A 26,145-nucleotide genomic window follows, 5' to 3' on the forward strand; every position below is an offset into this window, starting at 1 on the left:
ACGATTCGCCTAGTAACATCAATGACATACGAGTTTTTGCTCTGTATCGTAGAGTCCATCACAATCACTTCTTGTGCAATGGAGGACACTATGAAAAAGACAGATCGTTATCTACGTTTAAACCAAATCATCGGCCAACCACAAATAACCCCAGAACAAGCGGCCATCAATCGAAAGATTGGTAAATCACCGCGACGACCACAAGAAAAAATTGATCCAATTATCCCCGTATCTTCATCTTCTTGGTGGGCTGGCATCAAAACGGGCCGTTTCCCTCAGTCTATTAAACTTGGTCCTAAAACCACAGTATGGAAGGAATCCGAGGTTTTGGAAATCTCTAGCAATTTAGAGGTCGCAGTATGATTGCTGACGAGATCAAAGTGCGTCTGTTGCGTCAGGCCGCCCATATCGAAGCCCTGTACGAAGATAATCAGCGCAAGGGTGCACGGATCATAGAACTTGAACAGGCATTAGCGACAACCGAACACTGTTGGCGTGAAGAGCGCGATTTGCGTGTTTCTCTGGAATTTAAGCTCGCGGCATAGGCGGTAATGATGGCAACTGGTTGGATCAAACTACACAGGGACCTTTTGAGCTGGGAGTGGTACCAAGACATTAACACCAAGGTTTTGTTTATCCACCTGCTTTTAAAGGCCAATCATGAACCAAAGCGTTGGAAAGGGATTATGGTTGAACGTGGTCAATTGGTTGCTGGATTGCCAACCTTGAGCCAAGAGACGGGGCTTTCGGTTCAGTCTGTCAGGACAGCCTTGAAACATCTCAAAAAAACCAGAGAAGTTTCAAGAAAATCTAACAGTCAATTTTCAGTAATAACCATCTGTAATTATGACTTATTTCAGGGTGGTGAAGTTTCGACTAACAGCCCACCAATAGCCGAGCAACAGTCGACTAACAACAAACAAGAAGTAAAGAAGTTAAGAACTAAAGAAATAAACCCTAAAGACCGTGTGTTTAATTTCTTTGAGTCTCTAAAGGCAAAAGGCGTTGAAGAACAAGTCGCCAAAGATTGGATGCTAGTGCGTTCAAAAAAGAAAGCGGCCAATACTCAAACAGCCTTTAACGGACTAACCACACAGATTGAAAAATCAGGCAAGCCGTGGGGTGAAATTATCACGATGTGCTGTGAGCGTAGTTGGGTGGGGTTCAAAGCTGAGTGGGCCGAAGGTAGCAACCAGCAGCAATCAAAGTTTTCGCGCCACGATGGATCAAACGTATTTCAGGAGTATACCTGCCCATGAAAAATTTACAGCAAGAGATTCTTGGCACACTGCTTACGTTCCCAGAAGAAGTCTATACGGTACTAGATCTGCTCACTGTTGATGATTTCGACGGGCAGTACCGGAAAGTGTTTAGTGAGATAGCCTCAAGCGGTAGCGCAGACATCGTTAGCCTGTGCTCCGCAACTGAGGTGCCATCAACAACCTTGGCGCAGTGGCTTGAAGGTAATGGTTCACGCTTTCACCTGAAAAAATACTGTGAGCAGTTACGGGACGCAAACACCTGCAAACGCATCGTGCGAATCGCCTCTGATCTCACGGGGATGGCTCAAAGCAGCTCTGCTGCGCAAATGATAGAGTTCGCAGAGACGGCGCTGCTTGGAGTGGCTCCATCGACCAATAACGAACCGAGGCAAGTAGGTGATGCCCTTGCTGAAGTATTTAGTGTCCTAGATCAGCGGCATAAAAACAGGGGAAAGGTTGTTGGTATCCCTACTGGCATCGAAGGGCTTGATAAGGCGATCAATGGGTTAATTGAAGGCAAGCTGTACGCCATTGCTGGTCGTCCAGGTATGGGGAAGACCGCTATCGCTGTGAATATTGCTATGTCTGCTGCAAGACAAGCGGGCCAGGTTCTATTTTTTTCGATGGAGATGCTGATTGCCGAGCTTGTTGAGCGGATCATTGCCGATGAGGGGGGTGTGAAATATTCCAACATTGCTAGCGGTTGCTTTGACGATGCTGACTGGTCACGCATGACCGGTGCGGCACAAAAAATAAGGGATCTCGACTTTGCCGTAGATGACACATCAACCGTTTCAATCCAGCACATCAAAACGAAGGCACGGCAGATGCAGAGCAAGCGGGGGCTGAAGTTAGTTGTCGTTGACTACCTAACGCTAATGGAAATGCCAGATGGTCCACAGCGCTCGGCAGCAGTGGGGTCTGTTACCAGGGGGCTCAAGCAGCTGGCAAAGGATCTGAAGATCCCAGTGCTGATACTGTGTCAGTTATCCAGAAAGGTTGACGAGCGGCCAGATAAGAAGCCGATAATGTCCGACCTGCGGGATTCTGGTGAGATAGAGCAAGACTGCGACGTGATCTTATTTCCCTTCCGCGAGTGTGAATACTGCCAAAAGTGCCGAGACTTCATCGACGACGCAGACCACAATCTGAAAAAACACCAGCGCAGGGCTGAGATCATCGTTGGCAAAAATCGCGGAGGACAGCGGAACGTGGCGATACGGTGTGAGTTCCATGGCGAGTATCAGCGGTTTAAAGCGTGTAATTAGCAACGACGGGAAGATGAGATTGGACGCCAGCAAGGCCATCAGTTAGCTCATGAAGTTGGCAATGTCAATCAGGCGTGATTTACCTAACTCCCTCCCGTACTTCTCGTTCAGTAATCAGAGTTGTGTGGGAGGGCTGTAAAAGCAATGAAAACAAGGTGTTATCTTAAGAGGAGTTTTGAAAATGGCCAAGTGTAAGTTAACCCCAAAACAGAGCTTGTTTTGCGCTGAATATATCCGTACTAACTGCGCCACTGAAGCGTATCGTAAGGTTTTTAATGTTACACGAATGAAAAATACTACTATTCACCGTGAAGCTCACTCACTGCTTAAAAACCCCAAGATTGCCACAAGATTGAATGAGTTGTGTGAGCAGGTGACTAAAGAGGCTTTGGTTGATGCTGTTTACGTGCTAAACCGATTCGTTGAAATAGATCAAATGGACATCATCGACATCCTTAACGACGATTGGACCTTGAAGCCATTAAGCGAGTGGCCGAAAGTGTGGCGCACCTACCTATCAAGTTTCGATGTGCAAGAAGTGACGGCAGGTCCAGTTGATTCTGGCGTTGCTGTTGCATTTCTGAAAAAAATCAAGTGGCCAGATAAACTGAAAAACCTAGAGTTGTTGGGCAAACACAAAGCGGTCAATGCATTCACTGGTGTAAATGACGGTCCTAGTATCATCATGCCTATGCGAATAGAGATCGTCGCTCCTGGCTATACAGAAACAGACCACAACCACTGAGAGTGTCAACCAGCGTTTGACATAGGGTCGTGCTGGACATAGAATTTGCAATAAATAATTGGTTTTATCTGTTTAACGTTTTTTTATCGCCTAGGGGCAAAATGGAACACTCCAAAGAGCTTCAATGTATTAAGGTTGCGGCCGAAGCACGTGTGGCAGATGCAAAAATTGAATTAGCAGATCTTCGGGAAAATCCTCCTTCTTTTGAATCGCCACTGGCTGGTTTCGCTTGGGATTTTAAGTGGAAAGATGATACTGCAGGTCGAAGGAATCAGGTTTTACTTATGCCTGTAGCTGTTCTTGTGGTTTCTTTTTTAGCTCTAATGATCCCTGTTTTCTATTGTATTAATTTTTTTGAAATCTGGCAGCGAAAACACGAATTAAAAAAGACGATTAAAACTAATACCTCCCTTGTTGATCCACAGTATCCCGCACAGAAAACCATTGAGTCCCTATGGCGACTTCATGGATGTCGCGTTGGCATGGAAGAGGAAGCTTTGCTCTTAGAGCGTTGGATCGAAATACTTTACGGTACGGATGCTGCTCAGGAGCTTAACCTTTATGACCGTTTGCGGGGGATTATGCAAAGTCGTATTAGGGGAGATATTGCATACTATAGTGGAGAAAGCGATGTTCATTGTCATTTTGGGCCACCTGTGGAGGCGCTTATCAGTCAATTGTCTGATGAGTTTCCAAACTATGGTTCTAAACCTTTTGAACTTTGAAATGAAATAACCACATTAACGATCGAGGCGACCATAATGAGGATTACGACACCCCTCTTGATACAGATGCTATCTTTACTGATCCTTCGTGTGAAAAATATTCTTGACTAAATAAGCAAGTAAGACCAGTATCTGAAAAAAAATTAATATATAAATGAAGGACGGCAGTGAGGTCATGGATCAGCAATGAATAGAAGCCATTACCTAAAACCATATTTGGGCGGTGGCTTTTTTACTATCGGTTTTGGTCACTCGGTTGTGTCAATACAGAAGAGGTAATCGAATGCATATTGTCGGTGGTTTTTATAGAGAACAATGCTGCATACCTGAGTGGGACACTGTGTTTGGTTCTGGTGGCCGCGCCGCAGCGGCATTATCGATGCTTTCGCCGGGCAGTGTACTTTATACCTATGCCGAAAACTCCGACAGTAAAGATGTTGACTCGCTAAAGAAACTGGGAATTGAGTTGCGTCTCAGCCCGCGGCCAACGGCAATTGTTTTTACCTATTTCCATCCCCTATCAAGACCACATATCCAACCACCACCTGTTGAGATTGAGCAGCAACCAATAATTCAGGTTAGCGGTGATGCTGTCCTTCGCTTTGGATTTCTCGAAGGTGATGCGGCTGTAGATGCAAACCGTGCAGTTTACGACCCTCAGACCTGGAAAAACCCGATTACGTTTGGTGCGAACGGGTCTGTCGCAAAAGAGCTAGCTGTTGTGCTCAACGAACTTGAACTACGATCAGCTACTGGCCTCGATGATATCAAGTTGGCAGCCTTAAATCTCATTGAACAGCAAAATGCAGAAATTGTTGTCGTCAAAAGGGGAATTCGAGGAGCTACGGTCTTTGAGCGTGGCGGAAGAACCACTCCTATCCCTGCATACCGTTCAACGCGTGTATTCAAGATCGGCACCGGCGACGTATTCAGTGCTATCTTTGCTCATTTCTGGGCAGAGAAGAGATTGTCCGCAGCTGAAGGCGCAGACATTGCCTCGCGTTCAGTTGCTGCATATTGCAGTACTGGTCATTTGCCACTTACTGATGAAGATTTCCGTGCTTTGGTGCCGATTCAATTTACCTCTCCCGGTTCCGTTTTGCTTGAAGGGTCAATTGATAGCATTGGGCAACGATATACGACTGAAGAGGCTCGATTTGTACTGCGTGAACTCGGAGTTGAAGTGTTTTGCCCTGCATTGGACTGCTCCATAAATCCGAAGGCAAACGCAGTCTTGGTTCTTGCTGAGGGGGTCGATAATGAAGCGTTCAAACAAATAAGAAAAAAAACTGCCGGAATGTCTATGGTGGTTTTACGTGAAAACGGAGTGGAAACGGCAAGATCCTTTACCTCTGAAGCCGATGTCACTATCAGCGATGATTTTACTTCAGCACTTTATTTCGCCGCTTGGGCTGCAGCGGAGCATGCCACTTAACTCGCAAGTTGAATTTTATCCGGGGTTGTTTGCGATAAAAAGAGAGGGATAAGCTGTATATGGCTGATATCTGCATAATATATGCGAGGGAGGATCATGAGAAAGCTGAAAAACTCCATGAGCTCCTGTCTCAGCAGTGGACCACTTGGTGGGATGAAGACATCGTTGGTGATTTCGCTGAAGAGATTGAGGCTGAAATCCCTAAGGCGCGGTGTATCATACCTCTGTTCACAGTAAACTCACGAAAGAAAGGCACGGTTACTGACGAATTACGGCTCGCTATGGAGCATAATATAAAATTACTGCCGATTAAACTTGATGAAAGCAGGGCACCTTATGGTTACGGCAATATCAGTAGTATAGATATGCGTGATTGGACTGGCGAAGTTGACCATTCCGGATTCAAACTCTTGCAACGGAAAATTTCCAACGTTGTTCCTGCAAGGGAAAAGCCTCAACGGCCCAAAGCGATAGCACATGGGAAAGTGCCTCTACCAACAATTTTTATGTCAGTCTCATCCTTTAATACGAACGTTGATCCACCTGATGCTGTGAGAATCCTTTTGGCACTTAAGATGCCAACTATCCTTGTATCGGCTTATGATTTAGCTTGGGCTTATAACGCGGCTTCTCGCCAAGATGAAGACCGCCGTGATGCGGCTCTGGCTATGGTCAAGGAATTGGAAAAATACCAAAAAGAAGGTTTAATTCTGATTGATTCTGGAAAGTATGAATCCTCTAAGCTAAAAGATAAGTCTTGGGTGGAAAATAACTTGAAAGAGGCTCTTTCTTGTACTCCGCATCATTGGGCATTCTGTTTTGACAACATGGATCCAAGTAAGGGCCATCGCCTTGCCGTGGAAGAAATTGTCAAGGCGGTTAAGCGTGACCAAAAATTTACTTCGAAGACGATACTCCCGATCATACATGCTCCTAAGCTTAAAAAGGGTGGATTCCAACTTGAAAAAATACCTCAGATTATCCGCGAAGTATCTGAGATTCTAGAGCCACCTTTGATAGCCATTCCAGAGCGTGAACTGGGAGCTGGGCTCATCGCAAGAGCCAAAACGGTTCGAGAGATAAGAAAAGAGTTAGACAAGTTACCTTACTACCAACCAATCCACCTTCTTGGGACAGGCAATCCTTGGTCCATCGCTGTCCTTGCGGCGGCTGGTGCTGATACGTTTGACGGCCTAGAGTGGTGTCGCTATACGTTAGATACTGAACTTGAAGGAATAAATCATTTCCAACTTTTTGATTTATTTGATGATGTTGATACGGAGATGGGGTTTGGAAATAGCGTCACCTTACATAATCTTAAATATTTCACCTCGTTTGGGAACATTATGCATGATATGTTTACCCAAAATAAGATTGAATCTTTTGTGCAGGGAGTGCTCAGTAAAAATGCATTCCAAAAATTGAAAGAGCAATTTCCGGAGTTATTTGAATGAGTATATACGAACCTAATGTTCTCTCGAAGGCTGTCGCCGCGATTTGTCCAGATATTCAGGACCGAGTAAGGAGCGCTTCAAAGTCTCACACCGAAAGACGTCTGTGGTGGGAGTTGTCCTCGTGTATTTTAAGCAGTCAGGTCCCGTACCCACTTGCCGTTTCTGCAGCCAACGCCATAGATAAGGAAAAGCTTCTTTTGAACACTCAAGCCAGCCCCGAGAAGCTAGTGAAACAATTAATCGAACTACTGAGCGTGCCTTTAATGGTTGAAGGTCGGGCGCGTAAGTATCGCTTCCCTGTGGCTCGTGCTCAGCACCTTACAGCAACACGTGCCACCATCACGTCGGAAACGGGTTCACTACGCGAACTCGTCAATAATTTCAATTGTGCTATGGAGGCTCGCACTTGGTTTGTCGAGCATGTTCCTGGTATCGGGCCAAAACAGGCCAGCATGTTTTTACGTAATGCGGGTGTAAGTTATGACCTGGCAATCCTTGACCGACACGTTCTGAATTACATGTCAACGCTCGGTCTCTATTCAGGCACTAAGCATTTTATTTCCGGTCTGAAGCAATACAAGCGACATGAAGAGGTTCTACGCGAGCATGCTCAAGAACTGGACTGTCCAGTTGGACTTCTTGATTGGGCAATATGGATCGTTATGCGTGTAGCAAACCGTAATATGGAGCCCGTTGCACTATGAGTATTGTCACACTTGTTTCGGGGGGGCTTGACTCGGTTCTTGTCGCAAAACTTGCACAGGAAGAAGGACTTCAGCAATATCCTTTATTCGTCGATTATGGACAGCGCTCACGTGATCGGGAGTTGGCGGCTTGCCGTCGCGCTATGGTTGACCTTAATCTGCCTGAGCTGAAGGTAGTAGACCTCTCCGGCTTCGGTGAACTCATTCGCTCAGGGCTTACAGACCCAAATCTTCATCTAATCGATGATGCTTTCACGCCTGGTCGGAATATGTTGTTTTTGTTAACCGCCGCAGCTTATGCATATCAAGTCGGTGCCGATGCGGTCTCGATAGGGCTACTCCATGAAAGTACCGCCTTGTTTCCTGACCAAACTCCTGCCTTTCTTGGTGACGCTGAAGGCTTGATTAGCCAATGCATGAGTAAAAAAATAAAAGTGCTCGCGCCTCTCGCTGCATTTCATAAAGTAGATGTGGTAGCACTTGCTAGGAATAAAGGCATTCTAAACACTTACTCTTGCCATATGGGTGGTGAAATAGCCTGTGGCGAGTGCATCGCGTGCAATGAATACAAGTTCGAGGAGGTCTAAGATGGGTGGTAACGGTGGTGGTGGTTGGAGCACACTAGGTGATATTCGAGCGCTCGAACAAAAGGCAAAAGAAGCGCTTCAAGGCGGAAAGCGAAACGTCTTCATCAGTTTTGCAACCGAGGATATGGATGAGGTCAATCTTCTTCGTGGTCAGGCCAAAAACGAAAAAAGTGACATCGAGTTTAATGATCACTCGGTACGTGAACCGTACAACAGTGATAGAGCAGAATATATTAAGCGCAAGATTTCGGAGCGCATAAACAGGGTTTCAACCACGGTTGTCTATCTTTCACCAAATGCAGCTAATAGCCAATGGGTCAAGTGGGAAGTTGACAAGAGTCTTGAGCTGGGCAAGAGGGTCATCGCGGTACATTCGGGTGCACAACTCAAAGGGGAGAAACCCGCTTGGCTCCCTGAAGGTACCAAAGTAGTGCCTTGGTCCAAATTGTCGGATGAGTTGAAGTAAAGGTGGGTGTCAAGAGCGTTACACCTGTTGTCGCAGCACTTGCTGGTCGTCGAATAGATAATCAAGATACCGATAAAGTTCGTTTTCCACTCTTTGAAGCTGAAAATGTGTTTAATAAACTCGTTCGCCGCTTTCGTCAGGAGAGCATTGATTATCTCGTCTGCTCTGCCGCGTGCGGTGCAGACATTCTCGCACTTGAAGCTGCAGAAAAATTAGCAGTCCCTGCAATAATAGTTCTGCCCTTTTCATCACATACCTTTCGAAAAATTTCTGTAACTGATCGTCCCGGCAACTGGGGGGAACGCTTTGATAATGTGGTAAAGTTAGCTAGTGATCGAGGCAACCTTGTAGAGCTTGGATTTGACGTCGATGACGATAATTCCTTTTCAAAAACAAACAGTAGGATAATTCAGGAGGCATTAACATTAGGCCTTAATCGAAAACTTGCCTTTGTTGTTTGGGAAGGGAAATCTCGTGGAAAGGGCGACTCCACAGCGGATTTTATGCGTATTGCCCTCTCTCAAGGATTCGAAAAAAAGACAGTTCTCACTGTAAGGAGAGGGTGTTGAAGATTAAAGATATAGTTGTGAATATTTTACATGGGGGGCAAAAAAAACATATACAACCTCTTGTAACGAAAAGGAACGCTGGAAGCCATGCTGCGGTTGTTTTTGTACATGGGTTCCATGGTGAGGCTGTTGAGACTTGGGCATCATTCCACAAGCAATTTCTTATAGATTATCGTCTCAATGACTGGGATATCTATAGCGTTGGTTATGCTACGAACCTTTCTGTTGATTTGCCAATTTGGACTTCGGACCCAGATATCAGTTCATGTGCTAAAGGCTTAGTCACGAAATTAGGTCTCGCCCCACTAGAGAGATACAAGGCTATAACCTTGGTTGCACACAGCATGGGCGGGCTCGTAGTACAAAAAGCCATTCTTGACAGTGCTGATTTAAGAGAGCGCCTTAGTCACGTTATGCTTTATGGTACGCCAAGTGCTGGGGTGTCGAAGGCTGCCCTGGGATCGCGCATTAAGCGACAGGCGCGGGAAATGAGAGAAGGCAGTGCATTCATAGCAAAGATTCGAGAGGAGTGGCAGGGAACAATTGGTACACAGCCATCGTTCACATTTATCTCTATCGCAGGTGAAGACGACGCTTTTATCCCAGCGTCTTCATCTCTTGATCCCTTTCCATCGTCACAGCAGGCTGTGGTACCAGGTAACCACCTGGAAATTGTGCGGCCAGACTCGACAAATCACTACTCATATGTATTGTTCTACAAAATTTTGACGGGAGCGCGTGGAGACCATTCAGTAATAGAAAGCGCACGGCTTGCGGTAGAACACAACCAGTTTTACCGTGCGATTGAACTCTTGATGCAAAAGCAGGATGGTCTTGACGATTCCGGGATTGTTACCTTAGCGCTTGCACTTGAGAGTGTTGGTCGCGGTGAAGAGGCAATGACTGTGATCGGAAAATGGAATCGTAATCATGAGTGCCGCACACTTGATCCCATAGGAGTCCTTGCAGGGCGCTTAAAACGTCGATGGTTAGTATCACATCAGCAACATGATTTCGACCGAGCTCTTGAACTATACTCTGAGGGGCTAGAGCGTGCTGAGACAAACGTAGACAGTAGCCAAGCGTACTACCATGCCATCAACGTGGCGTTCCTTCTGTTGATGGCAACAACAGAAGTTGGATCCGTCACCTCTGAGATTGAGACTATGGCGAGGAGGACGTTAAATCATGTCGAAAATTCGCGTGAGAACCATTGGACTTATGCTACTAAAGGTGAAGCTTCCTTGTTACTAGGTGATCTAGAATCGGGAGTGGTTGCTTATCAAAGGGCTCGAGAGTTGGCAACAAAACTGAGAGAATGCGATTCCATGCACATGCAAGCTGTAGCTGTTGCATTGCGTGTGTTTGGGGAAGATGGTGCCAGACAGATAGATGAGGTGTTTGGGCTGTCCTAGGTTGTCAATTCTAACCCTACATGGTGGACCTCGAAAAAAAACAATATCTAAGATATTACGGCCATGTGAGATAGCCCCAGACAGACACATTTTTGACGAAACTAGCGAGGGAAAATGACAGATAGCCGTAAGCTTTGCTTTGTTGTGATGGGTTTCGGGAAAAAAACTGACTTTGAGTCTGGTCGGACTCTTGATCTAAACGCTACCTACGAGGCAATTATCCAGCCGGCAGCAACAAATGCCGGGCTACGGTGCATACGTGCGGACGAGGTTATGCATTCCGGTGTTATTGATACTGAGATGTACGAAATGCTGCTGCGTGCCGAACTGGTGATAGCTGACATATCAACAGGTAACGTCAATGCGGTTTACGAGCTTGGGGTTCGCCATGCACTACGACCGAACTCGACCATAATCATGAAAGAGGACAAGGGCCGTCTCTATTTTGATTTAGACCATGTCAGTACATTTCAATACCAACACTTGGGTGTGGATATCGGTGCTCGTGAGGCAATACGGGCGTCGCGTGACTTGCATGCCTTAATTGAAGAAGTGCTCGTTGCGCAGCGTCCAGACAGTCCGGTTTATACCTTCCTGCCCAAACTGCAGCAGCCTAGGCTGAGCGACGAAGAATTTGCCGAGTTGCTTGACGAGAAAGAAGCCGAGCAAGAGCGTCTATCTGGTTATATGTGCGCAGGGGAGTCTGCCAGTAAAGACAGTCGGCATAGTGATGCTGTCACAGCTTACGCGGCGGCAAGCCAGCTCAAACCTAATGACCCGTTCATTATCCAGCAACTTGCGCTCGCCACGTACAAATCCGAACAGCCATCTGTGATTAGCGCACTCGTGAATGGACTTCAGATCATCTCAGTACTTCAGCCAGACAGTTCAAACGACCCAGAGACACGTGGCATAACGGGAGCCATGAACAAGAGGCTATGGTTATCAACTAAAGATCCAGCACAACTGGATGCTGCCATCCGCCATTACGGGCGTGGATTTGAGTTTCGGCGTGACTACTACAACGGAGAGAACCTTGCTGTCTGCTACGACTTCAGATCGCACCTGCATTCAGATCAGGATGAATCGCAATATGATCGGATGAGTGCACATAAGGTGCGAGAAGAGATTATTCTTGAACTTACCGCCGCGTTAGAGGAACCCTCTTTTGAAGAACGCTCCGACCGCCGATGGGTTTACGCTACACTGGCTAACTGTTCTTACGCTATCGGCAAGACACAAGATGCTGAGCACTACGAAGCAATTTTTCGGAAAGAATCTCTAGTCACATGGGAACTGAACACATTCGAGTCAGGTAAGAAACACGTCCTAGATGATTACCAAAAAACTAGGGACAAAACCCATTAGGGATACTTTTAGGGATACTTTTTAAAATTGAATAGATGGAGTGCTTATAGTTTTAGGCATTTATATTAACTGTTCGATTCTCGTCCCGGTACCATAAATAATAGAGCCAAATCAGTTTTTACTGGTTTGGCTCTTTTTTTTCGTCTCAACTATATTTTAGAGCTAATTAGTGATTCCTTGGATCCGTTACATTCTGGTGTCTATTGATGATCCATTCTTGACTATAAAATGTCCTATGAGCTCTCAGCTCGCATGGAGATGAGCTGGGCTGAAAATTCCATGCTATGGGCCACTTAATGGTTGTTTGGTCGTTTAGGGCCGAAATTGATTTTGTTTGTTGTGGACATAAATATCGATTAGTACCCTGAAGGGGATTCGCGCACAAAAGGTTGCTTAAAGAGGTTTTGTTCTCTGTATAGTTAAAGGCATTGATTTAGTCTTGGAGAGGAAATTGCGCGACTTTAAAAGTCGTTAGGCATAAAGTGATGGTTCGCATTAAGTGTGTTATATCGACTAAGGGCGACGCGACAATTGTCTTGAAGTTTTCTCACTTTTTTTCCTATTGTGTTTTTATGGCGTTTTTTTACGGAGATATTCTATGTCGTTACTAAGTACCTTGCCTGACAACACCGTCAGGCGTTTATTTAAAGTCATGTTACGAACCCTACACCTTGTCGGCATTGCTGGAACCTTTGGTAATGCAATGATGGGTGTTTCTGCGTCGATCTATATTACCCTAGCGATCTATTCTGGCATTCTTCTCGTTGTGATGGATGCCTATTCTCGTTGGATCTGGTTTGTTCAGCTCAGGGCTGTCGCAGTTTATTTAAAGTTGCTTATTTTATTGTTTATGCACCTTTATCCTCAATTTACGATTCCATCCCTGATCGTTATTATTGTTATTTCTGGATTTATGTCACATGCCCCCAGTTGGATTCGTTATTACTCGTTACAGCATGGCCGGATGGTTCATTCAAGGAATGATTTGATGGGCTAGTCGACTGTTTCTCGCTATGGTTCGTCAAACCATACAGGTTTCTTGATCCAGTGAATGTAACTAGAAATTGCTGAGAAATGAGCTGTTTTGTAGCACTGTGTTCCAATGTGAAACAGTTGGATTTCTACTGTAAAACAAGAGGTTATAGGTTTTGTTAGAAAAATAGTCAATGATTTAGAATAGTTATTTTATTTATTTCGACTTTGGCACGTTGCTAGCAATATATGTGTTACGACAGCATTATTGAGCTACTGTACTTTAACGTACCAAAGGAGAAACATCATGGAGAACGTTGCCGTAGAAATCAGCTGCGAACATTGGAATTGGCCTGAAGGAATCTATCCACCGGCTCCACCAATTGATCTTGAACAAGATGTGTGTTTTCTCAGCACAGGTACTACCGACGACGATTGGAAGTACGGTAGTGATTAAATAATTCAACGCCCCGAAAAAGTTTTCGGGGCGATTTTTTTATGCAGAAAAAGAAATAAAGTTTGAACTATCGATCAAACTGGCCGGCACAGTCTTGTTGGTCGCCACGAATTTTGTCGATTCCGTGTCCAATAGCAGGCCATACGGCTTGTAGGTTTTCCAATGCAGCTTTAGGGCTGCCCGGTAGATTAACAATCAATGAGCGACCTTTTATCCCAGCAACGGCTCTTGACAGGGACGCCATCGGAGTTTTCTTAAGGCTCTCCATGCGCATTAACTCGCCGAGACCGGGAACGAGTCGGTCAACAACCTGCATTGTCGCTTCAGGTGTGACATCGCGGGGTGAAAGTCCTGTTCCCCCAGTCGTCAAGATCAAGTCGGCAATATCCAGTTCAGCCCAGTCGATCAGTGTTTCGGTAATCAGGTTTAAATCATCGGCAATTATTAGCGCCTCTACGGTAATGACTCCATGATCAGCCAGCCATGTTGACAGGGCAGGGCCACTTTCATCAACACGTTCACCACGTGCGCCCTTGTCACTTAAAGTGAGAATCGCTACTCTGTTCCAATTCATAAGGCTTCATCCCGTTTGAATACGCCACTTTTTCCGCCCTCTTTATAGAGCAGTTTCGTTTCACTGATCAGTATTGATTTATCGCTTCCTTTGCACATGTCATATACTGTCAACGCCGCCAGTGATGCGGCAACCATCGCTTCCATCTCCATGCCACTGCGCTCCAGTGCCGTGACATCACTGATGATGTTTAAAATGCCACGTTCTGGATCGGGCTCAAAGTCGATACTGACCTTATGAATTGCGAGAGGATGGGATAGCGGTATCAGTGTTGGTGTCATTTTTGCTGCAGCGATTCCCGCGATTCTGGCAACAGAAAGGACATCACCTTTGGCGATTTTTTGATCTAAAATTGCTTTTAAAATCTTTGGTTGTAACTGAACTTGGGCTGAGGCGACAGCGCGGCGCAACGTTGGTGCTTTGGCGCTGATATCGACCATAATGGCGTGCCCTTGATCATCAAAGTGATTAAATGACATAGTGTGCCTTTCTATTGTCTGCAAATTGTTTGCGGTTTCATTGCGGTCTGCTATGGGTTCTGTAGCCCATATAGTTTAATTTTACGGTGTAACGTATTACGGGCAATTCCTAATGCTTTGGCTGTTGCCGTGACATTCCAAAGATTTTCCTCAAGGGTCTTTTTGATGGTGTCTGCTTCCGATTCTTTGAGAATACGGTTTTGCGACGGCTTTAACCCTTTGTTGCGCATGATGGTGACCACCGAGTTCTCTAGTCCGCGTAGTGATAGTAATAGCTGATTTAACTCGCTGGCGCTCATGTTTTGCAGGTGTTCCTCTTTGGCGTAGTGCTGCCAAAAATCTTCCAGAACATTCGGGTTATGTTGGTGGACAAGATCCTGCGGTTGTTCGCAGATTATTTTTGTGGTTGGTGTTGAGAAATCGTTAGTTAGTTGGGTTGCCAAATGTTGAATCTGAATCGACTGGTCATCTGATAATGCGATAGCACGGCGGACAACATTTGATAGCTCGCGAATGTTTCCTGGCCACGCATAGTTTTCTAAGGCAAGGGCTGCTTTTGGGTGTAATTTGACGTTAGGGCTGTATTGCTGGATAAAGTGTTCAGCTAGGGCTTTAATATCCTCACGACGCTGGGCCAAATCGGGGCTGGTGAGGCTTACCACATTGAGGCGGTAGAATAGATCTTCGCGAAAGGTTTTTTCGCGAATCGCCTCCTCTAAATTGATGTTGGTGGCTGAGAGGATACGAACATCTGTTTTGCTTGAGCGCTCACCACCAACACGGCAGAATTCACCTGTTTCTAACACGCGCAGCAGTTTGACTTGAATCGATGGACTGGCATCACCAATCTCATCTAAAAAAAGTGTTCCACGGTGCGATAATTCAAAAATTCCACGACGAGCTTGGTTGGCCCCAGTAAAGGCGCCTCGCTCATGTCCAAAAAGCTCGCTTTCGAGAAGGTTTTCTGGTAATGCGCCGCAGTTAATGGCAATGAAGGGTTGGTCGGCTCTATTGGAGGCTGCATGGATAAAGCGAGCAAGCACCTCTTTTCCCGTTCCGGTATTGCCTTGAATCAAGACGTTAATGTTTTTACTGGCGATCTTATAGGCCAAGCTTACCAGGCGGCGCATTTGTGGTGACTGGCCGACAAAGAATCCAACTCGCTCGGCGACAGCTGTCCAATCTTCTTCACCGACCTGTCCATTTTGCCGATTATGAGCATGGCTGGCAGCATTTTGAATGAGGTTTTCGATCTCGTCTATGTTGTCAAAAGGCTTTTCGATATATTCAAATGCGCCCAAATGCATGGCGTCAACAGCTGTTTTAATGGTGCTAAAGCCCGTCATGATAATCACTTCGCAGCTGGGTTGAGCTCTTTTAATCATTTGCAGTAGCGTTAAGCCGTCGGTGTCAGGCAACTTGAGGTCAACCATTGCCACATTGAAATCCCAGTCCTCTAGGGCCGTCAGAGCTTCTTTCTCACTGGTGGCTGTGACAACTTGATAACCTTTTTTATGCAGTAGGCGTTTGAAAAAATTACAAACATCTACCTCATCGTCAATGATCAATATTCGGTTCTCAGACAATGTCTCTCACCTCTGTTGAATGGGGGGCCGCGATAGCCTTTAATGGAACGGGCAGTAAAAGAGAAAAGGTACTTCCCTCACCAAGCGTACTTTCAACTTCAATTGTTCCTGAATGTGATTCAGCGATTCCAAGACTGACTGAAAGTCCGAGTCCTGTTCCCTTTGTCGCATCTTTACTGGTAAAGAACGGGGTAAATATTTTTTTGAGATTCTCTTGATCAATCCCGGTACCATTGTCTTGAACGCTGATGACCGCCCACGTTTTTGCTTCATCGTGGCGGACAAAAGAGGAAACCGTAATCTGTTTGTACTCTTGATCTGATTCATTTAACGCATCGCGGGCATTGATCAATAAGTTGGTTAAAACCTGCTGAATTTGAGAGCCGTTGATATTGACCATGGTCAAATCTGGATCGAGCTTATCGATAATCTGAATCTGGTTACGATTAATTTGATAGCGGATCAGTCCTAACACCAATCGAACCTGCTCATTGATATCGCTATCTGTCATCGGCATTTGGTCTTGACGGGAGAAGGTGAGCAGGTTTTGAATAATTCGCTTACAACGTAAGCCGCAATTGATCACATCCTGTAAACTCTCATTCTCAACCGATTCACTGGCGAACTCTCTCGCCAACATCTGAGCGGTACCGATGATCACTGTCATTGGGCTATTCAGTTCGTGGGCGACCCCTGCGGCCATTTCACCTAATGCGGCAAGTTTTGCCGATTGAAGCAATTGAGCTTCCATTTTTGTTTTTTGGGTCACATCTTTTAAGATGATGGTGAACGCGGCGAGTTTGTTCTCATCATTGAAAATGGGATAGTAATAGGTCTCCAGTAAAACACCAGAATCCGTTGGCCAATTGCGGTGAGCGGGTTGACTACTGCTTTTGATCTCTTCCATGGCACAAACAGGGCACGGTTTATCTCTGCCATGAAGCCGTGAATAGCATTTGTTTACTAACGATTTTTGCCAGTGGCGGCTTATCTCGGGAGTAAAACGATCATTATGGCGCAAAATATTGTAGTTGGAATCGACTAGAAAAATGGGGTCTGTTACTGCATTAAATGTTTCTTCCCACTCCTTTGTCGTGTGCGCAACCTGTCGGTAGAGTCTTGAATTCTGGATACTGATCGCCATTTGATCAGTGAGGTGACTAATAAATTCAAGTTCTGGCTCTGAAAATTCAGCTTCATTTGTTCGGCCAACGACCATGACGCCAATCACTTTAGCGCGTTCAAACAGTGGTGCAATAGCAAATGAACTTAATTGCTTTGGGAACTTAGAATTTTGCCATACGTGAGAGTGTTCTACTTGTGAAGCTTTGAAAATAGTAGCCTCTTTACTTTTCATCACTTGCCATGATGGTGAGTTGTCAGGAAAGTGGCTAACGCGACAGTAGTCACGTGGTGCAACGGCTTTAAGATGAAGTTCATCCTCGTTGAGAGCAATAAGCGCCATAAAAGTACAAGGGAGCGCCTGAGGCAAGCGAGTGTACGTACGATCAAGGATGTCCTGAATCGACATGTCAATATTGATATCGTGAAGTAACTGATGGAGAACCTCCAGTCGCTCATTTTGCTTAAGGGCTTCCTCTGTAGTTTTTTTTAACTCAACATAGTAGTTCAGTTTTGAGGAGTTGACCCCCGTCAGTTGTTCAAGCTGTTTCTCTTTTTTATCCACGATGACTCCCTTAGGTAAGAACCCTTTACAGTGCCTGGTGAAAGATTTCTTCAATATCTTGAAGAGTTGTTTCACGCGGGTTGGTAATCAGGCAGGCATCGTTTAGTGCATTGATACTTAATGCGTTGATCATCTCTTTTTCGATACCGAACTCGGCTAACCCTTTGGCGAGACCAATATCATATATGATCTCATTCACCGCAGTGATGGCAAGTTGCGCCGCATTTATACTGCTTAGACCGCGAATGTTTTTGCCCATTGCTTCGGCAATGGTGGCGAATTTAGCTGGGTTTGCTGACAAATTAAATTCCATAACATGTGGCAAAATTGCTGCGTTAGTTTCACCATGATGATGATCGAGAAGGCCGTCAACCTGGTGTGTCATGGCATGCGTTGCGCCAAGAATTGCATTGGAAAAGGCAATTCCCGCTGAAAGGCTAGCCATCGCCATATTGGTATTAGACTCAATATCATCACGATGAAGAACTGCATGACGTAGATTGCCAGAAACCAGTCGAATAGCATTGAGAGCATGAATATCTGTCAGTGGTGTTGCTGCCAAAGAGACATAGGCTTCAATGCCGTGGGTTAGCGCATCAACGCCTGTCGCTGCGGCGAGCCAACTGTCTTTGGTGCGCAGTAGCTCGGGGTCAACAATGGCAATATCGGGAACCAATGATTTTGAGATGATCGACATCTTCAGCATCCGTTCGGTATCGACAATGATGGCAAATTGACTCACTTCGGAACCCGCACCAGCAGTGGAGGGGACCATGATCATTGGCGGCAGAGGCCGACTGATATTGTTGACACCTTCGTAGTCGCGCAGAGTGCCGCCGTTGGTGGCTAACATCGCGATCGACTTAGCGACATCGGTGGGGCTACCGCCGCCAACGGCGATGAGGGCATCACAGCCAGATTCGAGATACTGGGCAAGGCCTGCATCGATCTCATGATCTTTAGGGTTTGTTGTTAATGCCGAAAAGATCTCAATCTCCAATCCTGCTTGTTTCAGGTAGCTACAGGCAATCTCGACCCAGCCTGAGTCAATCACCCCTTCGTCACTGACGATAAAAACCTTGGACGCACCAAGACGCAATGCGCTTTCTCCAATTTGACTGAGAGAACCGCAACCGAAGATAATTTCTGGTGTGACAAACTTGGTGATATTCATATTTGTTCTTTCTGTTAAATGTGTATCAGTGCTGGATCCTCAATATTGCTGTTTGGTGGCGATGACCACCTTTAAATCATTTGGATCTCCACCGTTTCACCTGCTTCAATTCGGTCGCGATCAGCGGGTAAAATAGCGATGGCGTTGGCGCGAATCATTGTGCTTAAAATTCCAGTATTTTGATCCCCTGAACTTGTGGCAGTCAGGCCGTTATCACTGTTGGTAACGAAAACGCGTAAAAATTGAACGCGACCCTCCTTTTTCTTCACCGCCTCAGTTAATGTGGCCTTGACGGTGTCTTTAATCGGGTTGCGATGACCTTGCATTTTCAGTAATGCAGGTCGAACAAACTCTTCGAAGGTGACCATCGTTGATACGGGATTCCCCGGTAGAGAAAAAATCAACCTACCATCGTTCACAGCAAAGGCAGTGGGGCGGCCCGGTTTAACGTCAACTTTCCAAAATATCTGTTCTACGCCCGATTCGTTTAACATGTCGCAGACAAGATCACGATCTCCCATGGAGACACCCGCCGAGGTGATTAACACTTCGGCTTTTAATCCTTCACTAAGCTTTTGTTGTAGGCTTTCGCGGTTATCGCGAGCGATGCCGAGGAGGATCGGCTCACCGCCAGCCTCTTTGACTGCCGCAGCAATTGAATAGGCGTTACTGTTGGTGATTTGACCTGCGCCAACCGTTTCACCGGGTTCTACCAGTTCGTCTCCTGTCGATAAAATAGCGACTTTCGGTTTTCTAAATACCTTGACGGTGGAAAACCCTAAAGTTGCTAACAGGTTAATCGCGGCTGGGCGCAGAACGGTTCCAGCCGTCAGTATTAGCTCATTTTTTGGGATATCCTCCCCTTGGACACGGATATGGTCCCCCATCTTAAAAGGCTGGGTAATGGTGACCGTGTCCTCATCATTCTCAGTATCTTCAATGGGAATAATGGCTTGGCACCCTTGTGGTGTTGGAGCGCCAGTCATGATTTTTATCGCGGTACCGGGTACAACATTTAGCTCACCAGCGACAGCTCCAGCTGGGATGTAGCCAATGATTTTTAGCTGCGCACCAACTCGGTTATCCTCATGACACACTGCAAATCCGTCCATCGCTGAGTTGTTCCAACGTGGTAGTTCACACTGAGATACGATCTCTTCGGCAAGTACTCGGCCAGCGAGATCAATGAGTGCTATAGATTCACTTTGCAGTAGAGCTGATCTGTCTAAGATTAGCTCTCGTGCACGTTCATAAGACGTTGCCATATTGTGTTCTCCTTTAAATTATCATTGGTATTTTTTTGTCGTGTGTTTGATGCATTGACGAGCTGTCCATGATCAATGCGTATCACTTCACTGCCGATTCGTTGCGGCTGTGATTGGTCGTGAGTGGAATACACCACGGTTACTCCACGACGCGGTAACTCGCTGAGTAATGCTTCAAAGTTCTGTACGCTGTCACCATCGACACTGGCCGTTGGTTCATCTAGCAGAATAATATTTGGCTCTAAAGCGAGCGCGCGTGCCAGAGCGATACGTTGAATTTCGCCACCTGAAAGGTTGTCGAACATACGCTGCGCGAGGGCTGAGAGTCCTACCATCTCTAGAGCTGATTGAATGCGTTGTTGTTGATCTTTAGTGTGTATGCCGCGTAATTTGAGGCCAAAAGCGAGGTTGTCATACACGGTTCCTTTAAACAGATAGGGCGATTGTTCAACGAGGGTGATCTGCTGCCTTTTTTCGGTGATTGTTTTAGCCTTACTGTCAAAAATAATGGTCCCTTGTTGTGGTTGTTGTAATAAGGCAAGAACCCTTAGCAGGGTGCTCTTACCTGAACCATTTGCCCCTGAGAGCGCATAGCTGCGCTGGGGGAAAAGTTCAAGGCTGTCAATTGATAAACAAAAATTGTCACCTTGATGGATCACCACATTTTTCAAGCTGAGTATTGGCTCCATCCTATTACCTTTGTTGCAGTAGATTTAAAAACATATTTACGAACAGCGCTACGCTCAATAAAACAATACCTAATGCTAAGCCAAAGGCAAATTCACCCTTGCTTGTTTCGAGGGCAATTGCTGTGGTCATGGTGCGGGTTGAGTTACGAATATTGCCACCAAGCATCATCGCTACGCCCACTTCACCAATCACTCGGCCAAAACCCGCTATGATTGCCGCCATCACCCCGAAACGGATCTCTTTAATGAGTTGAATATTGGCCTGTAACGGTGTCGCGCCAAGGGTAAGAGCGGTGTTTATAATTCGGCTATCGGAACCTTCAACTGCAGCGAGTACATAATTGCAGATGATGGGCGTTGCTAGAACCATCTGTCCGGCAATCATGGCAATGGGTGTAAAAAGAAGACCAAGGTTGCCCATGGGGCCTTGTCGACTGAACACCCCAAACAATACCAGCCCTACGACAACGGTTGGCAGCGCCATTAAGGTATTGAGCAGAGTGATCACGATACGCCGCCCGCGAAACTGTGTTAAACCAAGAACAACGCCCATTGGAACGGCAACTGCTGCAGATAACGTAATCGCGCAAAAGGAGGTGTAAAGAGAGGTCCAAACGATCCTCTGTATGTCCTGATCGAAGGCAAAGATGAGCTTTATAGCGGCGCGTATTGATTCGAACAGGTAGTCCAATTCGATCCCCTTATTGTACGTAGAAAAGTTGCTCACCGCCTCGACGATAGCCAGTGATCAGTGCTTTTGCTTGATCTGACACGAGGAAGGCAAGGAACTTTTTGGCTAATTCATCTTTTACGTGTGGGTGTTTTAGGGGGTTAACCATGATCACCCCATATGGGTTAAAAAGCTGAGAATCGCCTTGACTGACAACCTCTAGATCAGTCTTGCCACTAAAAGCAAGATAGGTGCCGCGGTCGCTTAGGGTGTAGCCTTTTCGCTCACCTGCCATAATAATCACTTCGCCCATACCTCGGCCAGCTTCTAAATACCACTTACCCTCTGGAGTAACATGTGCTGCACGCCACAGTTGTTTTTCGCGGCTATGGGTTCCCGAATCGTCGCCGCGAGAAACAAACGTTTCCTGGTGCTGAGCAATGGTCGCCATCGCTGCGGTTACATCCGTTGTTTGTTTTACGCCAGCGGGGTCGTTAGCAGGTCCAAGAACAACAAAATCATTGTACATCACGTCGCGGCGATCCACACCGTAGCCATCGGCAATAAACTTATCTTCCTTACTGCGGGCGTGCACCATTACAACATCTACATCACCCGACTCACCAAGTTTAATAGCTTTGCCTGTACCGACGGCAATGACATCAATTTGACAATTGTTAGCCTGTTCAAAGGGGGGCAATAGTACGGCGAGTAAACCCGAATTTTCGGTCGAGGTCGTGGTTGCTAAGCGTAAGTGTTCAGTGGCCAGTGCCGGTATAGTGAATGCTACGCATAGGCTTACTGCCATGATTAGTGTCAAAATAGGCTTCATTGCATTAATTCCTTGTCAGTTGTGATGGTCAGTCATCGTGGGATAATTATACTAATGATCGTACTGTTGTTCATTCTGCACTAATTATACATGCAAGAGCCATGCAAAAATGGATCATTTTGTTTAGATAAGGTTTTGTTTCCAAGGCGGTAAATGGCGATGGCTGGATAAGTGGTGCTCAGTGTGGGTATTTTAGTGCACCACTACAGTTTAGAATTTGGAACGGTTGGAACGAAATGTGGCGATTGATTTTCTTGGTTCGCATGGGCCGTTGTGCACAGAGGGGGCTGAGTGTATCGAATTGATGCAAAGTGACCCATTGTGGAACACCTGTTGGTGTCGTATTGGTTTGCTTGGATGGAACGTTGATTGTGGGGGCAATGTTACATACTGTCACATATTGGAACGCTTCGAGTCGATTTGTCTCATGTTGTCTGAGGGGGGTGTCCTTTCACTTGTGAACGTTTGTTCGCTAAGAAGACTTGTGTTTACAGTATGTTACCGATTTTATTTTAAGGCTGGCATTGTTGTTGCTCAGTGGGAATATATCGTATGTATTTTATTTATGTAGCACTAACAACAAAACTGGAGAGAAAAAAATGGCTTTAGCAGATCAAACTTATGGTTTTTACATTCCTACTGTTTCACTTATGGGCGTTGGTTCTTCAAAGGAAACTGGCGAGCAAGTTAAGGCGCTCGGCGGTTCAAAGGCTTTGTTGGTAACTGACAAGGGTATTGTGGCAACAGGCATGGCTGATCAAATTAAGGCTCAGGTTGAAGCTTCTGGTATTGAAGTTGTTATTTTTGACGGTTCAGAGCCTAACCCTACTGATAAGAACGTTCATGATGGTCTGAAGGTTTATCAAGACGAAAAATGTGACACTATCATTACACTCGGTGGTGGTTCTTCTCACGACTGTGGTAAGGGTATCGGCATGGTTGCTTCAAACGGCGGCCACATTCGTGATTGCGAAGGGGTAAACAAAACCACTAAGCCAATGCCTCCTTTCGTAGCAATTAACACGACCGCTGGTACCGCTTCAGAGATGACACGTTTTTGTATCATCACTAATACAGAAACCCACGTTAAGATGGCAATTGTTGACTGGCGTTGTACCCCTAATATCGCTATCAATGACCCTGTTTTGATGGTTGGTAAGCCAGCTGGCTTAACTGCTGCAACAGGCATGGATGCATTGACTCACGCGATTGAGGCGTATGTTTCAACTATTGCAACACCAATCACTGATGCGTGTGCAATTAAGGCGATTGAGCTGGTTGCTGAATACTTACGCCCTGTTGTTGCCAACGGCGAAAACCTCGAAGCGCGTGACAAGATGGCTTATGCTGAATTCCTCGCAGGTATGGCGTTTAACAACGCTTCACTTGGTTATGTTCACGCTATGGCTCACCAACTTGGTGGCTTCTACAACTTGCCACACGGTCTGTGCAACGCAATCCTTCTTCCTGCGGTATGTGAGTTTAACACCATCGCAAACCCACAACGCTTCGCAGATATCGCTGTTGCAATGGGCGAGAACATCGAAGGCTTAAACACTGTTGAGGCGGCTCAAGCAGGTATTGCTGCAATTCGTGATCTTTCTGCTTCTATCGGTATTCCTGCTGGTTTGACTGCTCTTGATGTTAAGGAAGCTGATCTTTCTACCATGGCTGAAAATGCTCAGAAAGATGCATGTATGTTGACTAACCCTCGTAAAGCAAAACTTGAGGAAGTGATCAATATTTACAAGGCGTCAATGTAAATCGCGTTCAATTCTAGGCCAAGAGGAATTTTTCTCTTGGCCTTTTTATTGCAACGTTTTTATTGCAACGAGTTGTAAAGGTCATTCGTTGATGGAATCAATGACCGGTCTCCGAACCTGATTGCCTTAGAGGTTTTTCCTGATGGTAGCAGGTCGACGGGTTTTACTGGAAACGGTGAAGCCTCCCTTTTGGAAAGGAGATTGATGACGTGTACATCGCATTAGGCAATAGCTTTGATAAAAGGGAGTAGCACCTATGGATAAAATTTTTCGCGTAAATATGACAAACCTCACTACGAGTGTTGAGGAAGTTCCACAAAACTGGCTTGGTCTCGGTGGTCGAGGTTTAACATCGACAATCGTTGCCGCAGAAGTTGACCCAATGTGCCATGCTCTTGGTGATGGCAATAAGTTAGTGTTCGCTCCAGGCCTGCTTTCTGGAACAGCTGCAGCAAACTCAGGACGTATGTCCTGCGGTGCTAAGAGCCCCCTTACTGGTGGTATTAAAGAGAGTAATGTTGGTGGTACTACAGCTCAGCAATTTGCCAAAATGGGCATCAAAGCACTTATCATTGAAGGTCTACCTAAAGAAGACAAGTACTATAGTCTTGATGTGACCATGAATGGTGTGACCATTGCGGAAGAGACTGAGTTGCTTGGCAAGGGTAACTTCGCAGTTATCGAGGCAATGGAAGCCAAGTACGATAAGAAAGTCGGCGTCATGAGTATCGGCCAAGTGGGCGAGGCGAAAATGACTGCGGCGAATATCTCAGTTAAAGATCCAGACAGCAAAATCCGTAGTCACGGCCGTGGTGGTCTGGGGGCTGTAATGGGCTCAAAGAAGATCAAATATATCACTGTTAACCCTGAAGGTTCTGGCCGTGTTGCTATTGCTGACCCTGAAAAGTTTAAAGTGGCATCGCGGGTGTTTGCTAAGGCATTGATGGATCACCCTGTTGCTGGTGAAGGACTGCCTACGTTTGGCACCAATATTCTGGTTAATATCCTCAACGAAGCTGGTGGGCTACCAACACGTAACTTTACCGAAGGTAACTGGGAGAAGCACGACATGATCTCTGGCGAGACCATGCACGACACGATCGTTGAGCGTGGTGGTAAACCGAAGCACGGTTGTCATAAAGGTTGCCTCATTCAGTGCTCACAAGTTTATAACGATAAAGATGGTAACTATCTGACCTCAGGTTTTGAGTACGAGACCATTTGGGGTATGGGCGCAAATTGCCTCGTTGATAATCTTGATCAGATCGCAGAAGCCGACAATATCATGGATGATATCGGTATTGATTCCATCGAAACTGTGGTGATGTTCGCTGTCGCAATGGAAGCTGGCATCCTACCTTTCGGTGACGGTGCAGGAATTCTGCGTATGCTCAGAGAAGAGATTGCCATGGCAACTCCTCTAGGTCGGATTTTGGGTTGTGGTACCGCGAGCGTTGGTAAAGCTTACGGCGTGACTCGTGTGCCTGTCGTTAAGAATCAAGCGATTCCAGCTTACGATCCCCGTAGTGTTAAAGGGATTGGTATCACCTACGCCACAAGCACTATGGGCGCTGACCATACCGCAGGCTACACAATTGCTACCAATATTCTTAATGTTGGCGGTTTTGTCGATCCGTTGAAAAAAGAAGGCCAAGTTGAGCTTTCTCGTAATCTTCAAATTGCTTCTGCTGCAGTTGATTCAACAGGTATGTGTATTTTTATTGCGTTCCCAGCTCTTGACAACCCTGAGTGTTTACCCGCTCTGATCGATATGCTCAATGCGCGGTTTGGTATTGCTCTTACAGGTGATGATGTGACCAATCTCGGGAAGTCAATCCTCAAAACTGAGCATGCTTTTAACTTGGCTGCAGGGTTGAACAATAAGCATGACCGTCTACCTGAATTCTTTAAAGAGCCTGTGCTTCCGCACAATGCTGTTTGGGATTTTAGCGATGCAGAGATCGATGCTTTTTGGGATTTTTAAACAAACTCTGATGGG

General features: G+C 46.0%; 27 protein-coding genes and 1 riboswitch. Of the genes, 18 read left to right on the forward strand and 9 right to left on the reverse strand.

From position 1 onward, the window contains the following. The first annotated feature begins 90 nt into the window (after nt 1–90). From ACZ5KY_RS08140 to ACZ5KY_RS08215, 16 genes are all read left to right on the forward strand, one after another. On the forward strand, nt 91–363 hold the full coding sequence (locus ACZ5KY_RS08140) for a helix-turn-helix transcriptional regulator (RefSeq protein ID WP_464243395.1): 273 nt from the start codon (nt 91–93) through the stop codon (nt 361–363). Further along, nucleotides 360–545 carry a hypothetical protein gene (locus ACZ5KY_RS08145; protein ID WP_464243396.1) on the forward strand — a complete coding sequence of 62 codons (186 nt, stop codon included), beginning with the start codon at nt 360–362 and terminating at the stop codon, nt 543–545. The genes ACZ5KY_RS08140 and ACZ5KY_RS08145 overlap by 4 nt, the downstream gene beginning before the upstream one ends. 9 nt (nt 546–554) lie before the next feature. Continuing rightward, nucleotides 555–1,259 carry a hypothetical protein gene (locus ACZ5KY_RS08150; protein ID WP_464243397.1) on the forward strand — a complete coding sequence of 235 codons (705 nt, stop codon included), beginning with the start codon at nt 555–557 and terminating at the stop codon, nt 1,257–1,259. Then, nucleotides 1,256–2,530 carry a replicative DNA helicase gene (locus ACZ5KY_RS08155; RefSeq protein ID WP_464243398.1) on the forward strand — a complete coding sequence of 425 codons (1,275 nt, stop codon included), beginning with the start codon at nt 1,256–1,258 and terminating at the stop codon, nt 2,528–2,530. Before ACZ5KY_RS08150 ends, ACZ5KY_RS08155 begins: the two co-directional genes overlap by 4 nt. Before the next feature lie 181 nt (nt 2,531–2,711). Further along, nucleotides 2,712–3,275: a terminase small subunit gene (locus tag ACZ5KY_RS08160; protein WP_464243399.1), complete on the forward strand. Its 564-nt coding sequence runs from the start codon at nt 2,712–2,714 to the stop codon at nt 3,273–3,275. A gap of 101 nt (nt 3,276–3,376) precedes the next feature. Further along, nucleotides 3,377–4,000, forward strand: a complete 624-nt coding sequence (locus ACZ5KY_RS08165; RefSeq protein WP_464243400.1) for a hypothetical protein — start codon at nt 3,377–3,379, stop codon at nt 3,998–4,000. Nucleotides 4,001–4,283: 283 nt separating this feature from the next. Further along, on the forward strand, nt 4,284–5,435 hold the full coding sequence (locus ACZ5KY_RS08170; RefSeq protein ID WP_464243401.1) for a PfkB family carbohydrate kinase: 1,152 nt from the start codon (nt 4,284–4,286) through the stop codon (nt 5,433–5,435). Between the two features lie 59 nt (nt 5,436–5,494). Further along, nucleotides 5,495–6,889: a toll/interleukin-1 receptor domain-containing protein gene (locus tag ACZ5KY_RS08175; RefSeq protein WP_464243402.1), complete on the forward strand. Its 1,395-nt coding sequence runs from the start codon at nt 5,495–5,497 to the stop codon at nt 6,887–6,889. Continuing rightward, on the forward strand, nt 6,886–7,593 hold the full coding sequence (locus ACZ5KY_RS08180; RefSeq protein ID WP_464243403.1) for an 8-oxoguanine DNA glycosylase: 708 nt from the start codon (nt 6,886–6,888) through the stop codon (nt 7,591–7,593). Before ACZ5KY_RS08175 ends, ACZ5KY_RS08180 begins: the two co-directional genes overlap by 4 nt. After that, nucleotides 7,590–8,180, forward strand: coding sequence for a 7-cyano-7-deazaguanine synthase (locus tag ACZ5KY_RS08185; RefSeq protein WP_464243404.1), 591 nt, complete (start codon nt 7,590–7,592; stop codon nt 8,178–8,180). The genes ACZ5KY_RS08180 and ACZ5KY_RS08185 overlap by 4 nt, the downstream gene beginning before the upstream one ends. Nucleotide 8,181: 1 nt before the next feature. Beyond that, nucleotides 8,182–8,646 (forward strand): TIR domain-containing protein, encoded by a 465-nt coding sequence (locus ACZ5KY_RS08190; RefSeq protein ID WP_464243405.1) that lies wholly within the window; start codon nt 8,182–8,184, stop codon nt 8,644–8,646. A gap of 2 nt (nt 8,647–8,648) precedes the next feature. Beyond that, entirely contained in the window at nt 8,649–9,215 is a 567-nt protein-coding gene (locus ACZ5KY_RS08195) for a hypothetical protein (RefSeq protein ID WP_464243406.1), read from the forward strand. After that, on the forward strand, nt 9,212–10,630 hold the full coding sequence (locus tag ACZ5KY_RS08200) for a tetratricopeptide repeat-containing protein (RefSeq protein WP_464243407.1): 1,419 nt from the start codon (nt 9,212–9,214) through the stop codon (nt 10,628–10,630). The genes ACZ5KY_RS08195 and ACZ5KY_RS08200 overlap by 4 nt, the downstream gene beginning before the upstream one ends. A 114-nt stretch (nt 10,631–10,744) precedes the next feature. Next, nucleotides 10,745–11,998 (forward strand): tetratricopeptide repeat-containing protein, encoded by a 1,254-nt coding sequence (locus ACZ5KY_RS08205; protein WP_464243408.1) that lies wholly within the window; start codon nt 10,745–10,747, stop codon nt 11,996–11,998. A gap of 598 nt (nt 11,999–12,596) precedes the next feature. Further along, nucleotides 12,597–12,995, forward strand: coding sequence for a hypothetical protein (locus ACZ5KY_RS08210; RefSeq protein WP_464243409.1), 399 nt, complete (start codon nt 12,597–12,599; stop codon nt 12,993–12,995). Between the two features lie 282 nt (nt 12,996–13,277). After that, nucleotides 13,278–13,427, forward strand: coding sequence for a hypothetical protein (locus ACZ5KY_RS08215; RefSeq protein ID WP_464243410.1), 150 nt, complete (start codon nt 13,278–13,280; stop codon nt 13,425–13,427). A gap of 67 nt (nt 13,428–13,494) precedes the next feature. Here ACZ5KY_RS08215 and ACZ5KY_RS08220 read toward each other — a convergent pair whose 3' ends face one another. From ACZ5KY_RS08220 to ACZ5KY_RS08260, 9 genes are all read right to left on the reverse strand, one after another. Beyond that, nucleotides 13,495–14,001: a MogA/MoaB family molybdenum cofactor biosynthesis protein gene (locus ACZ5KY_RS08220; protein WP_464243411.1), complete on the reverse strand. Its 507-nt coding sequence runs from the start codon at nt 13,999–14,001 to the stop codon at nt 13,495–13,497. Next, a complete protein-coding gene (gene moaC / locus ACZ5KY_RS08225; RefSeq protein WP_464243412.1) occupies nt 13,998–14,480 on the reverse strand; it encodes a cyclic pyranopterin monophosphate synthase MoaC in 483 nt (160 codons plus the stop codon). The genes ACZ5KY_RS08220 and moaC overlap by 4 nt, the downstream gene beginning before the upstream one ends. Before the next feature lie 50 nt (nt 14,481–14,530). Continuing rightward, complete coding sequence (locus ACZ5KY_RS08230) at nt 14,531–16,066, reverse strand: sigma-54-dependent transcriptional regulator (RefSeq protein WP_464243413.1); 1,536 nt, start codon at nt 16,064–16,066, stop codon at nt 14,531–14,533. After that, entirely contained in the window at nt 16,059–17,753 is a 1,695-nt protein-coding gene (locus ACZ5KY_RS08235; protein ID WP_464243414.1) for a GAF domain-containing sensor histidine kinase, read from the reverse strand. Before ACZ5KY_RS08235 ends, ACZ5KY_RS08230 begins: the two co-directional genes overlap by 8 nt. A 25-nt stretch (nt 17,754–17,778) precedes the next feature. Beyond that, a complete protein-coding gene (locus tag ACZ5KY_RS08240; protein ID WP_464243415.1) occupies nt 17,779–18,927 on the reverse strand; it encodes an iron-containing alcohol dehydrogenase in 1,149 nt (382 codons plus the stop codon). A 71-nt stretch (nt 18,928–18,998) separates the two neighbouring features. Then, on the reverse strand, nt 18,999–20,192 hold the full coding sequence (locus ACZ5KY_RS08245; RefSeq protein ID WP_464243416.1) for a molybdopterin molybdotransferase MoeA: 1,194 nt from the start codon (nt 20,190–20,192) through the stop codon (nt 18,999–19,001). Further along, nucleotides 20,159–20,881 (reverse strand): ABC transporter ATP-binding protein, encoded by a 723-nt coding sequence (locus ACZ5KY_RS08250; RefSeq protein WP_464243417.1) that lies wholly within the window; start codon nt 20,879–20,881, stop codon nt 20,159–20,161. The genes ACZ5KY_RS08245 and ACZ5KY_RS08250 overlap by 34 nt, the downstream gene beginning before the upstream one ends. Nucleotides 20,882–20,885: 4 nt before the next feature. Beyond that, entirely contained in the window at nt 20,886–21,572 is a 687-nt protein-coding gene (locus ACZ5KY_RS08255) for an ABC transporter permease (RefSeq protein WP_464243418.1), read from the reverse strand. 10 nt (nt 21,573–21,582) lie between these two features. Further along, a complete protein-coding gene (locus tag ACZ5KY_RS08260) occupies nt 21,583–22,383 on the reverse strand; it encodes an ABC transporter substrate-binding protein (protein ID WP_464243419.1) in 801 nt (266 codons plus the stop codon). A 599-nt stretch (nt 22,384–22,982) separates the two neighbouring features. On the opposite strand from ACZ5KY_RS08260, the gene ACZ5KY_RS08265 reads away from it, so the two are divergent. Beyond that, nucleotides 22,983–24,146: an iron-containing alcohol dehydrogenase gene (locus ACZ5KY_RS08265; protein WP_464243420.1), complete on the forward strand. Its 1,164-nt coding sequence runs from the start codon at nt 22,983–22,985 to the stop codon at nt 24,144–24,146. A 97-nt stretch (nt 24,147–24,243) separates the two neighbouring features. Further along, nucleotides 24,244–24,362, forward strand: a riboswitch (molybdenum cofactor riboswitch). A gap of 40 nt (nt 24,363–24,402) precedes the next feature. Continuing rightward, nucleotides 24,403–26,130: an aldehyde ferredoxin oxidoreductase C-terminal domain-containing protein gene (locus ACZ5KY_RS08270; protein WP_464243421.1), complete on the forward strand. Its 1,728-nt coding sequence runs from the start codon at nt 24,403–24,405 to the stop codon at nt 26,128–26,130. Nucleotides 26,131–26,145 lie beyond the last annotated feature (15 nt).

Source organism: Desulfuromonas svalbardensis (genome assembly GCF_055389415.1).